We start from the raw sequence: 12,306 nt of genomic DNA, 5'->3' as shown, positions 1-12,306 counted from the left end.
GCAAGAAAAATAGCGTAAATCGGTAAGCTGCGCTGTCCATTAACAGGTGAGTTTGATATCGTTAGCAGTGTACTTATTCACCGTAGTTATTTTTACTCTCGAAATTATCCCATAGCGAAGCGGTTAGCACGCTGAATGTGATATTTCTACGTTGCAATCAAGAGGTTTTTTTAGATGGAAAGTTCGTTTACTCCCATTGAGCAGATGCTGAACGTCCGGGCAAATCGTCATAAAGATTTTCCGCTGCAGGAAATTATCCTGACCCGCCTGTGTATGCATATGCAGGGCAAGCTGCTGGATAACCGCAACAAAATGCTCAAGGCACAGGGAATTAACGAAACCTTATTTATGGCGCTGATCACGCTGGACGCGCAGGAAAACCAGAGCATTCAGCCATCGGAACTGAGTGCGGCGCTGGGCTCTTCGCGCACCAACGCCACGCGCATTGCGGATGAACTGGAAAAGCGCGGCTGGATCGAACGCCGTGAAAGCGACAACGATCGCCGCTGCCTGCATCTGCATCTGACGGAAAAAGGCAACGAGTTTCTGCGTCAGCTGCTGCCGCCTCAGCACCAGAGCCTGCAGTATCTCTGGTCGTCACTGAGCGCCACCGAGCAGGAGCAGCTGGAAGCCATCACGCGCAAACTGCTTAACCGTCTGGATAAAATGGACGAAGATCAGGTTATCGCTTCACTCTCTCGCTAATAGCAAGAAGTGCGACACAACCCCCTGCCGAAATCGCTATTTTAATTTTCCTTTATCTGGCCAGCGCCTTTTGCGCTGGCTTTTTCGATTCGGGTCACCGTGTTGATGGATCAGCACACCCCGGCTTATGGCATAACGTGGAGAACGACATGAGTGCGACAGCGGAAGCTCAAAGCCCGCAACAGCCTGCAAACAAGAAGAAGAAGCGTAAAATTGCGCTGATCCTGCTGGCTGTCGTGTTTATTGTGGCCGGTATTGGCTATCTGACTTACTGGTATCTGGTATTGCGTCATTTCCAGGAGACTGATGATGCCTATGTAGCAGGCAATCAGGTGCAGGTGATGGCGCAGGTTTCCGGCAGCGTTAACAAAGTATGGTTTGATGATACCGATCGCGTCAAAAAAGGCGACGTGCTGGTCTCACTGGATAAAACCGATGCGCAGCAGGCCTTTGAAAAAGCGCAGACCGCCCTGGCCACCAGCGTGCGGCAGACGCATCAGCTGATGATCAACGGCAGGCAGTATCAGGCCACTATCAAGCTGCAGCAGACAGCTCTGGAACAGGCTGAAGCCGATCTGAAGCGCCGCGAACCGCTGGGCGCCTCAAATCTGATCGGCCGTGAAGAGCTGCAGCACGCGCGTGACGCCGTGGCGACCGCGAAAGCGCAGCTTGACGTCGCTGTGCAGCAATATAATGCCAACCAGGCGATGATCCTGAATACCAGTCTGGAAAATCAGCCTGCGGTGCAGCAGAGCGCTGCTGCCCTGCGCGACGCCTGGCTTAATCTGCAGCGTACCGATATTCGCAGCCCGATAGATGGCTATGTTTCACGCCGCAGCGTGCAGGTAGGCTCGCAAATCGCCACCACCACCCCGCTGCTGGCCGTAGTGCCCGCCACCAATCTGTGGGTAGATGCCAACTTTAAAGAGACGCAGCTTGCCGGCGTCCGCATCGGCCAGTCTGCAACCGTGGTCAGCGATATCTATGGCGATGATGTGGTCTATCACGGCAAGGTCGCGGGGCTCGATATGGGAACCGGCAGCGCCTTCTCACTGCTGCCCGCGCAAAACGCTACCGGCAACTGGATCAAAGTCGTACAGCGCCTGCCGGTGCGTATTGAACTGAACCCGGATGAAGTGGCGGCGCATCCGCTGCGCATCGGACTCTCGACTCTGGTGAAAGTTGATACGCAGAACAAAGAGGGTGCAGTGCTGGCAGGCGCCGTTCGTCCGCAGGCCGCCTATGAGAGCAACGCGCTGGCGATTGATCTTGCACCGGTGAACCAGATGATTACCGCTATCGTTCGTGCCAACGCGGGCTGATCCGCCGGAGACTGTTATGGCACAAAAACCGCTTGAGGGCGCGCCACTTGTTCTGATGACTATCGCCCTGTCGCTGGCGACATTCATGCAGGTGCTCGACTCAACTATCGCCAACGTGGCGATCCCGACCATTGCCGGTAATCTGGGCGCGTCGAATTCACAGGGCACCTGGGTTATCACCTCGTTCGGGGTGGCTAACGCCATCTCGATCCCGATTACCGGCTGGCTGGCAAAGCGCATCGGTGAAGTGAAGCTCTTTACCTGGGCAACCATCCTGTTTGCACTCGCCTCCTGGGCGTGTGGCATGTCAGAAAGCCTGGAAATGCTGATCTTTTTCCGTATTCTGCAGGGAATTGTGGCTGGTCCGCTGATCCCGCTGTCGCAAAGCCTGCTGCTGAGTAACTATCCCCCGGCTAAACGCAGTATTGCCCTGTCGCTGTGGGCGATGACGGTGATCGTTGCGCCAATCTGCGGCCCGATCCTGGGCGGCTGGATCAGCGATAACTATCACTGGGGCTGGATCTTCTTTATCAACGTGCCGATTGGCATCGTGGTGGTGATGCTGACGCTGCAGACGCTGCGCGGCCGTGAAACCAAAACCGAGATCCGCCCGATCGATATTGTCGGTCTGGTGCTGCTGGTGGTCGGCATCGGCGCGCTGCAGGTGATGCTGGATCGCGGTAAGGAGCTCGACTGGTTCAGCTCAACAGAGATTATCGTGCTGGCGGTGGTGGCGGTGGTGGCGCTGGCGGTGCTGCTGGTGTGGGAGCTGACGGACGATCATCCGATCGTTGACCTGTCGCTGTTTAAAATGCGCAACTTCACCATTGGCTGTCTGTCGATAAGCCTGGCCTACATGCTCTATTTCGGCTCCATTGTTCTGTTGCCGCAGCTGCTGCAGGAGGTCTACGGCTATACCGCCACCTGGGCCGGACTCGCATCTGCGCCGGTCGGAATTATTCCGGTGATCCTCTCACCCATTATCGGCCGGTTCGCCCACAAGCTCGATATGCGCCGGCTGGTGACCTTTAGCTTTATCATGTACGCCGTCTGTTTCTACTGGCGCGCCTACACCTTTGAACCCGGCATGGACTTCGGCGCATCCGCCTGGCCGCAGTTTATTCAGGGCTTTGCCGTGGCCTGTTTCTTCATGCCGCTGACCACCATTACGCTGTCGGGACTGCCGCCGGAGCGCCTCGCCGCTGCCTCCAGCCTCTCTAACTTTGTGCGTACCCTGGCAGGATCGATCGGAACCTCTATTACCACGACCCTGTGGACCAACCGTGAGTCGATGCATCACAGCTATCTGAGCGAATCCGTCAATCCTTACAATCAGAATTCGCAGGAGATGTATGCGCAGCTGGAAGGCATGGGCATGAGCCACCAGCAGGCGTCTGCGTGGATTGCGCGGGAGATCACTAATCAGGGCCTGATTATTTCAGCCAATGAGATTTTCTGGGCGTCTGCGGGGGTATTTGTGATTCTGCTGGTGCTGGTATGGTTTGCCCGTCCGCCATTTGGTGCAGGCGGCGGAGGGGGTGGCGCGCACTGAGCCGCCACCATGCAAAACGGGCCGCGATGGCCCGTTTTTTTATGCGTTCTGACGCCACCATTCGGCCAGCAGAATACCGGTTGCTACCGAGACGTTCAGGCTCTCGACGTTGCCGGTTCCGCCAATCGACAGGTTGAGTTCGCCCTGCCGGAAGGTGCTGTCTGACAGCCCTTCCCGCTCCTGACCCAGCACCAGTACCATTTTCGCCGGCAGTTCGGCGCGCGCCAGCGGCGTGCCCTCATGGCTCGACGTGGTCACGATGGTGTAGCCCGCCTTGCGGAACGCATCAAGGCTTGCAGCGAAATCTTCGCCGTTGATCGCCTGTACGTGCTCAGCGCCGCCTTCAGCAGTACGCACGGCGGCGCCCGACTCCAGCTGCGACGCGTCATTCACCAGCAGCCCCTTCACACCAAAATGCGCGCAGCTGCGCATAATGCCGCCCAGGTTGTGCGGGTTGCTGACATCTTCCAGCGCCAGCACGCAATCTTTACGCTCTGCCTTTTTCAGCCACTCTGATACCGCCATGCCGCTGCGCTTTTTGATAATAAAGCAGACGCCGCCGTGATGTTCGGTACCCGACGCTTTCGCCAGCTCAGCCTCCTCAACCACGTGATACGCTTTGCGGTTTGCGGCCAGCCAGCGCAGCGTTTCGCGGAAGCGCGGCGTAACGCTCTGGACAAACCAGGCGCGCACGATGCTCTCCGGACGGCTCAGGAACAGCGCCTGACAGGCGTTTTCGCCATAGACGCGCGTCTCTTCCTGGCGCTGACGGCGGATCTGCTCGGAATCGATTACCGGCTTCGCGTCAGCGGCGTCAGCTGCCGGGCTGCCGGCAGCGGCAACCGGCGGGCGGGATACGGTGCGCCACGGCGAATCACTGAAGCCGCGATCGTCGCGATCGTTACGCTCAGGGCGGCTGCTGCGCTCGCTGCGATCATTACGATCCGTGCGGCGGCCGCGTCCGGTACCATCGCTGCTGCGCGGCGCGCGTGAGCGGCCAGCGTCATCACGGCTGCGTGAGCGACCGGAATCGTCGCCGCTGCGCGGCGCGCGCGATCGATCGCTTTCGTCATTATTGCGATTGCTGCGGGGAGCAGAGCGACGATTATCTTCCTGGCGCGCAGCAGGACGGCCGCCTTTGCCGGTACGCGGATTTGGCTTACTGCCGCCCTCCTCTTCACGTACATACATCACTTTTACCTTGCCGCTTTTGCCTTTAAATTCGTCGTTCATCTGTTCCTCCAGCATTGAGAGCGCGAAGATTACCTGATGTGCCAGCGCTTAGCTATCAACTATTGAACCTATTGGGTAATCCAGATTGAGCATAGCATTCAGCTTTTTCATAATACGACTCTATCATCAGATTTACAGGACCGGTTTGAGATGACAATAAATACTGTATGCGCCGGCTGTCAGGCAGTTAACCGCGTTCCCGAAGCGCGTCTGACCGACGGTGCCAAATGCGGTCGCTGCGGCGAAGCGCTTTTCAACGGCGAGGTGGTTAATGCCACAGCCGCTACGCTGGATAAATATCTGCAGGATGACCTGCCGGTCGTGATCGACTTTTGGGCGCCGTGGTGCGGCCCCTGCGTGAACTTTGCGCCCGTGTTTAAAGAAGTCGCGGCTGAACGCAGCGGCAACGTGCGCTTTATTAAAGTTAATACGGAAGCTGAGCAGGCGCTCAGCACGCGTTTTCGTATCCGCACCATCCCGACCATCATGATTTTTAAACGGGGCGAAATGGTCGATATGCTGAATGGCGCGATGCCGAAAACGCCGTTTAATGAGTGGCTCGACGAAAACCTGTAATTACTGAAGGCCAGCAGATTGCTGGCCTTGCTTTCCCCCTTCTATTACACTGACGTTTTTCCTGCCCTGCCTGTCTATGTCTGAAAATGCTGTTCTGCGCTTACGGGCGCAACGTCTGGCCCGCGCCACGCGGCCCTTTCTCGCGCGCGGTAATCGCGTTGTGCGCTGTCAGCGCTGTCTGTTGCCAGACAGGCACTGCCTGTGTGCCACGCTGCAGCCGCAGCAGTCGCGCAGCCGCTTCTGCCTGGTGATGTTCGATACTGAACCGATGAAGCCCAGCAATACCGGACGCCTGATTGCCGATGTGCTGCCGGATACCCTCGCCTTCGGCTGGTCGCGAACGGAGCCTGACCCCGCGCTGCTGGCAGCAGTGCAGAGCAGCGACTATCAGCCGGTGGTGGTGTTCCCGGCCTCTTATGCCGATCCCGGACGTGAGGTGCTGACTGCGCCGCCGATCAGCGGTAAACCGCCACTGTTTATCATGCTGGATGGCACCTGGTCTGAGGCGCGCAAAATGTTCCGTAAAAGTCCGTGGCTGGACCATTTTCCGGTGATGTCGCTTAGCGTAAGCACCCCGTCGCGCTATACCCTGCGGGAGGCGCACGGCGAAGGACAGCACTGCACGGCAGAGGTCGCTGCGGCGCTGCTTGCTCAGGCGGGCGACAGCGCGGCCGCCAGCGCCCTGCAGCAGCACTTTGAACAGTTCCGTCACGCCTACCTTGCGGGCAAACCCCATCATCCGGTTCATACCCAGCAGGCGATAAACAGCAGCGAAAACTGAAGCTGGCTCGCAGCCTGACAGCAGCAAATCGGTTTTCGCCGTAAAAGCGTTTACAATCATGCCAATCCCGACAGCAGGAGTGGATGATGAGTCAACGTGGACTGGAAGCGCTGTTAAGACCTAAATCGATTGCGGTAATTGGCGCCTCGGTAACGCCGGGGCGTGCCGGCTATTTCCTGATGCGCAATCTGCTGGCGGGCGGATTCAGCGGTCCGGTGCTGCCGGTTACGCCAAAATATAAGGCGGTACAGGGCGTGCTGGCATGGCCCGATATCGCCAGTCTGCCTTTTGCTCCCGATCTGGCTATTATCTGCACCCATGCAAAGCGCAACCCAGAGCTGCTGCAGCAGCTGGGCGAAAAAGGCTGCAGAGCCTGCATTATTCTCTCCTCACCCGCCAGCCAGCTTGAGACGCTGAAAACCTGCGCCAGCCAGTGGCAGATTCGCCTGCTCGGTCCTAACAGCCTTGGACTGCTGGCCCCGTGGCAGGGGCTGAATGCCAGCTTCTCGCCGGTGCCTATCGCTAAAGGGCGTATTGCTTTTGTTTCGCAATCTGCCGCGGTCTCAAATACTATCCTCGACTGGGCGCAGCAGCGGAATCTCGGCTTCTCCTGGTTTATCGCGCTGGGCGACAGTCTCGATATTGATGTCGATGACGTGCTCGATTTTCTGGCCCGCGACCCGAAGACCAGCGCTATCCTGCTCTATCTGGAACACCTGAGCGATGCCCGGCGTTTTGTCTCCGCCTCGCGCAGCGCCTCACGCAATAAGCCTATTCTGGTCATTAAAAGCGGACGCAGCCGGGAAGCGCAGGCGATGATTGGCACCCTGAGCGGCCTGGATGCCGCCTGGGATGCCGCGATACAACGCGCCGGCCTGCTACGCGTGCAGGATACGCATGAACTTTTCTCTGCGGTTGAATCACTCAGCCACATGCGCCCGCTGCGCGGCGAGCGTCTGATGATCGTCAGCAACGGCGCTGCGCCGGCTGCTCTGGCGCTGGATGCGCTCTATGCGCGCAGCGGTAAGCTGGCTTCGCTGGATGAAGCGATGCGACAGAGAGTGGCCTCACTGCTGCCGGAGGGCGCTGGCCGGGGAAACCCGCTGGATTTAAAAGATGACGCCACACCTGCCCGCTACGTTGCCTGCATTGAACTGCTGCTCGACAGTCATGAGTTTGACGCCCTGATGATTATTCACTCCCCCAGCGCAGTTGCGCCAGCGACCGAGACGGCGGAGCAGATTATTGCCGCACTCGCGCGTCATCCGCGCGGCCGGCAGATCACGCTGCTGACTAACTGGTGCGGTGAATCCTCATCCCAGGCGGCGCGGCGCGCCTTTACCCAGGCCGGCATTCCGACCTGGCGCACGCCGGAAGGCACCGTGACCGCGTTTATGCATCAGGTCGAGTATCGCCGTAACCAGAAGCAGCTGCGGGAAACGCCGGCGCTGCCGCCGGGACTGCAGCAAAACAGCGCTAAAGCGCATCAGCTGCTGCAGCAGGCTCTTGACCGCGGTGTGACCACGCTGGATACCCATGAGGTGCAGCCCGTTATGCAGGCTTATGGTCTGACAACGCTGCCTGGCTGGATTGCCAGCGACAGTCAGGAAGCGGTCACTATTGCTGAGCAGACGGGCTATCCGGTAGCCCTCAAACTGCGCTCGCCCGATATCGCCCATAAATCTGAGGTACAGGGTGTGATGCTCTATCTGCGCAGCGCTGCGGAAGTCAAACAGGCCGCACAGGCTATTTTTGAGCGCGTGCGCAGCACGCACCGGCAGGCGCGCGTTGATGGCCTGCTGGTACAGAGTATGGCCAGCCGGGCTGGCGCTCAGGAGCTGCGTGTAGTGGTAGACCAGGATCCGCTGTTCGGTCCGATTATCCTGCTCGGCGAAGGAGGGGCTGAATGGCAGCCTGATAAGCAGGCCGCCGTAGCGCTGCCGCCGCTGAATATGACGCTGGCGCGCTATCTGGTGATTCAGGCGATAAAAAGCGGCAAGATCCGCAGCCGCAGCGCGCTGCATCCGCTCGATATCGCCGGGCTGAGCCAGCTGCTGGTACAGGTATCAAACCTGGTAGTGGATTGTCCGGAGATCCAGCGACTTGATATTCATCCGCTGCTGGCATCGGCAGACACCTTTACCCTTATTGATGTCACGCTGCAGCTGGCTCCCTTTAGCGGCGACAGCGAGGCGCGGCTGGTTATCCGCCCTTACCCACAGCATCTGGAGGAGCAGGTTGAGCTGAAAGATGGCCAGCACTGCCTGTTTCGCCCAATCCTGCCTGAGGATGAGCCGCAGCTGCGCGCTTTTATTGCACAGGTGACTAAAGAAGATCTCTACTACCGCTATTTCAGTGAAATCAGCGAATTTACCCACGATGATTTAGCCAATATGACGCAGATAGATTACGACCGCGAAATGGCGATTGTGGCGGTACGCCAGCGGGAAGGCGCTGAAGAGATTATCGGCGTTACCCGGGCGATATCTGACGCTGATAATGTCGATGCCGAGTTTTCAGTGCTGGTTCGTTCCGATCTCAAAGGGCTGGGTATGGGGCGACGGCTGCTGGAGAAGATGATTCGCTATACCCGCGATCACGGTCTGCAACAATTGAACGGTATAACCATGCCGCACAATAGCGGCATGATTACGCTGGCGCGTAAACTTAACTTTCGCGTGAATATTCAGCTTGATGATGGCATTGTCACGCTTAATTTACCGTTGATTGACGTCGTAACGCCGCCTGTAGAGAACGGTAAAAATCCTCCTCAACAGGTGAGTTAATGTTATTATTTGACGTTAGGATCATGATTTGATGGCAAAAGGCCATACAAATGAACAGAGAAGAAGTGCACTGTGATGTTGTCTAAATTTAAACGCAATAAACACCAACAACACCTCGCACAGCTGCCTAAACTGTCACAATCTGTGTCGGATGTGACCACGCTTTTTTNTTTCGCGAAACGCTGCTGGCAAAAATTGCAGCGGCAGAAAAACGCATCTGTATTGCTGCGCTCTATCTGGAAAATGATGATGGCGGCCGCAGTGTTATGGAAGCGCTGTATGCGGCGCGTCAGGCTCGTCCGGCACTGGATATCGCCATTCTGGTGGACTGGCATCGTGCGCAGCGTGGACGTATCGGTGCAGCGCGCGGCCTGACCAATGCGGACTGGTACTGCGAGATGGCTACCCGGCATCCGGATATTGCTATTCCGGTTTATGGCATTCCGGTCAATACGCGGGAAGCGCTGGGCGTCCTGCATCTTAAAGGTTTTATCATCGACGATACGCTGCTTTACAGCGGAGCCAGCCTGAATGATGTCTATCTGCATCAGCATGAGCGGTACCGCTACGATCGCTATCAGCTGATTCATAATCCGCAGCTGGCGAATGCGATGTATGAGTGGATCGATGAAAACCTTAAACAGTCTGACGCGGTCAACCGCCTCGATCAGGCTGAGCGCCCTTCCAGCCCGGAAATCAAAAATGAAACGCGTCAGTTTCGCAGCGAGCTGCGCAGTTTTCATTATCATTTTACCGGTGATGCCGGCAACGATACGCTGGCAGTGACGCCGCTGGTGGGCCTGGGCAAGCGCAGTTTACTTAACAAAACTATTTTCCATCTGATGCCCTGCGCCGAGCAGAAGCTGACGCTCTGCACACCCTACTTTAATCTGCCCGCCATTCTGGTGCGGAACCTGATCCATCTGCTGCGTCAGGGCAAGGAAGTTGAGATTATTGTCGGTGATAAGACGGCGAACGATTTCTATATTCCGCCGTCTGAGCCCTTTAAAGTAATCGGCGCCCTGCCCTACCTTTATGAGATCAACCTGCGTCGCTTTCTCAGCCGCCTGCAGTATTATGTTGATAACGGTCAGCTAACGGTACGCCTGTGGAAAGATGGTGAAAACAGCTATCACCTGAAAGGCATCTGGGTGGATGATGAGTGGATGATGATCACCGGCAACAATCTCAATCCGCGCGCGTGGCGTCTGGATCTGGAAAATGCGGTATTGATTCACGACCCACTTAATCAGCTGGCGGAGCAGCGCGAGAAAGAGCTGACGCTAATCCGCGAACATACTACGGTAGTCACTCACTTTCGCGAGCTGGAAAGTATCTCTGACTACCCTGCCAAAGTGCGCAAGCTTATCCGTCGACTGCGGCGCATCCGCATCGATCGGCTGATTAGCCGGCTGCTGTAAAGTCATGCGGACGTGCATCCTCTGTATAGCGTTGCTGTGTAGCGGATGTGCGCATCAGGCGCAGGATCGCTGGACCGGTAAAGATAAAGCGCAGCACTATGTCGCTTCAGCGCTGCTTGCCGCCGCCGGCAGCGAAATCTCCCGTCATCAGCAGCAGGATAACGCCCAAAATATGGGTTTTGGCCTGATGTTTTCTCTCAGTTTTGGCGCGGCGAAAGAGCTCTATGACAGCCGTGCGGCAGGAAGCGGCTGGAGCTGGAAAGACCTCGCGTGGGATGCCGCCGGCGCTGCCAGCGGCATCATGCTCTGGAATATCCGTCACTGACTACAGCGCAATTCCTTTACCCTTGCGATGCAGCATCAGTGAGACCAGGAAAGAGAGCGCGCCCATTGCTGAGACATACCAGAAGAAGCTGGTTTCAATGCCCTCCCTTTTCATCAGCAGAGCGACATATTCAGCCGAGCCGCCAAAAATCGCGTTGGCTACCGCATAAGAGAGTCCTACGCCCAGCGCACGCACCTCCGGTGGAAACATCTCAGCTTTAAGGATCCCGCTGATGGCGGTGTAGAAGCTGGTGATAATGAGCGCCAGCATAACCAGCAGGAATGCGACCCAGTGGCTCTCGGTATGCTGCAGCAGCAGCAGAACAGGTACAGTACAGGTTGCGGCACCCGCGCCAAATATCATCATGGAAGCACGCCGTCCGATTTTATCTGATAGCGCACCGACAACAGGCTGGATCACCATAAAGACCAGTAACGCCCCCGTCATCAGACCGCTGGCACTGCGCGCGTCCATTCCGGCACTGTTGACCAGGTACTTCTGCATATAAGTAGTGAAGGTGTAGAAGCTCAGCGAGCCGCCGGCGGTAAAGCCCAGCACCATAAAGAATGCGCGTGAGTGATTGCGCAACAGCCCGATAACGCTGCCCGCATCACGATGCGCGCGATGTGACTTTTCAGAGGTTTCATTCAGAGAGCGCCGCAGCCAGAGTGCGACGATAGCCAGTCCGGCACCGATGAAAAACGGGATACGCCAGCCCCAGCTGCGCAGCGCCTCATCATCCAGCAGCTGTTGCAGTACCACGACGGTTAACACCGCCATCAGCTGGCCGCCAATCAGCGTCACATACTGAAAAGAAGCATAAAACCCTTTGCGGCCTTCCAGCGCGACTTCACTCATATAGGTTGCGCTGGTGCCATACTCACCACCCACTGACAGCCCCTGAAACATACGCGCCAGCAGCAGAATAACCGGCGCGGCTATGCCAATTTCGCCATAGCCTGGCAAACACGCAATGACTAAAGAGCCCAGACACATCATGCAGACCGAGATCAGCATAGACGTTTTACGTCCGTGCTTATCGGCAATATAGCCAAACAGCCAGCCGCCGATCGGGCGCATCAGAAATCCTGCAGCGAATACCCCGGCAGTTTGCAGAAGCTGGGTGGTGGTATCACCTGCCGGAAAAAAGACATGAGCAAAATAGAGGGAGAAAAAAGAGTAAACGTAAAAGTCAAACCACTCGACCAGGTTACCGGACGACGCACCGATAATTGCCCGGATCCGTTGCCGGGTCTCTGCTGCTGATACAGGCGGTCTGCTGTTTTGATGTTCCTGATGGGTCATGCTTTACCTCATTTCCTTGCGAAGAAAGAACGCGAAGCGGGTAGTAAAACATTAGTTTGCCCGATAAGGGAATTGGCTCTGCTCCGGAATGAGAAGCGATAATAAAGAATGAGGAGAGCAGCTGCCGCTGCTGGATATCAATCAGCCTGACCGGATCGCAGACTTTATCGTCAGCTGGCTGAAGAAAGGTTAACTTTTACGCACTTCCAGGTTTTCTGCAGACGTAAAAAAGCCCTGAACGCGTGTTCAGGGCTCTCTTACTGGATGGATGCCTGGCAGTTCCCTACTCTCGCATGGGGA

The 12,306-nt window shown here is 56.9% G+C and carries 9 protein-coding genes and 1 pseudogene; 8 read left to right on the top strand and 2 right to left on the bottom strand.

Translation table 11 applies throughout. The features are described from left to right. Positions 1 to 174 precede the first annotated feature (174 nt). The 3 genes from mprA to emrB all read left to right on the top strand — a co-directional run bounded on the left by mprA (position 175) and on the right by emrB (position 3,579). The gene (gene mprA, locus F3I15_RS12335; protein WP_039379772.1) at positions 175 to 705 is read left to right on the top strand and encodes a transcriptional repressor MprA; all 531 of its coding nucleotides are present in this window, start codon (positions 175 to 177) and stop codon (positions 703 to 705) included. A gap of 149 nt (positions 706 to 854) precedes the next feature. Beyond that, positions 855 to 2,027: a multidrug efflux MFS transporter periplasmic adaptor subunit EmrA gene (emrA, locus tag F3I15_RS12330; RefSeq protein WP_150018113.1), complete on the top strand. Its 1,173-nt coding sequence runs from the start codon at positions 855 to 857 to the stop codon at positions 2,025 to 2,027. 16 nt (positions 2,028 to 2,043) lie between these two features. Beyond that, on the top strand, positions 2,044 to 3,579 hold the full coding sequence (emrB, locus tag F3I15_RS12325) for a multidrug efflux MFS transporter permease subunit EmrB (RefSeq protein WP_039379775.1): 1,536 nt from the start codon (positions 2,044 to 2,046) through the stop codon (positions 3,577 to 3,579). A gap of 39 nt (positions 3,580 to 3,618) precedes the next feature. Here emrB and F3I15_RS12320 read toward each other — a convergent pair whose 3' ends face one another. Beyond that, the gene (locus F3I15_RS12320; RefSeq protein ID WP_150018112.1) at positions 3,619 to 4,812 is read right to left on the bottom strand and encodes a tRNA/rRNA methyltransferase; all 1,194 of its coding nucleotides are present in this window, start codon (positions 4,810 to 4,812) and stop codon (positions 3,619 to 3,621) included. Positions 4,813 to 4,968: 156 nt separating this feature from the next. Here F3I15_RS12320 and trxC point away from each other — a divergent pair, with 156 nt between their 5' ends. The 5 genes and pseudogenes from trxC to F3I15_RS12295 all read left to right on the top strand — a co-directional run bounded on the left by trxC (position 4,969) and on the right by F3I15_RS12295 (position 10,701). Further along, entirely contained in the window at positions 4,969 to 5,388 is a 420-nt protein-coding gene (gene trxC, locus F3I15_RS12315) for a thioredoxin TrxC (protein WP_150018194.1), read from the top strand. Between the two features lie 76 nt (positions 5,389 to 5,464). Next, the gene (locus F3I15_RS12310; RefSeq protein ID WP_150018111.1) at positions 5,465 to 6,169 is read left to right on the top strand and encodes a tRNA-uridine aminocarboxypropyltransferase; all 705 of its coding nucleotides are present in this window, start codon (positions 5,465 to 5,467) and stop codon (positions 6,167 to 6,169) included. 86 nt (positions 6,170 to 6,255) lie between these two features. After that, complete coding sequence (locus tag F3I15_RS12305) at positions 6,256 to 8,955, top strand: bifunctional acetate--CoA ligase family protein/GNAT family N-acetyltransferase (RefSeq protein WP_150018193.1); 2,700 nt, start codon at positions 6,256 to 6,258, stop codon at positions 8,953 to 8,955. 75 nt (positions 8,956 to 9,030) lie between these two features. Continuing rightward, a pseudogene (pssA, locus tag F3I15_RS12300) lies at positions 9,031 to 10,376 on the top strand (CDP-diacylglycerol--serine O-phosphatidyltransferase). 4 nt (positions 10,377 to 10,380) lie between these two features. Then, entirely contained in the window at positions 10,381 to 10,701 is a 321-nt protein-coding gene (locus F3I15_RS12295) for a YfiM family lipoprotein (RefSeq protein ID WP_150018110.1), read from the top strand. Here F3I15_RS12295 and F3I15_RS12290 read toward each other — a convergent pair whose 3' ends face one another. Further along, on the bottom strand, positions 10,702 to 12,006 hold the full coding sequence (locus F3I15_RS12290) for an MFS family transporter (RefSeq protein ID WP_150018109.1): 1,305 nt from the start codon (positions 12,004 to 12,006) through the stop codon (positions 10,702 to 10,704). Positions 12,007 to 12,306 lie beyond the last annotated feature (300 nt).

Origin of the sequence: Pantoea sp. M_9 (genome assembly GCF_008631385.1) — a bacterium.
In the GTDB taxonomy this organism is placed as follows: domain Bacteria; phylum Pseudomonadota; class Gammaproteobacteria; order Enterobacterales; family Enterobacteriaceae; genus Pantoea; species Pantoea eucrina.
This window is presented reverse-complemented; position numbering and strand designations above follow the sequence as displayed.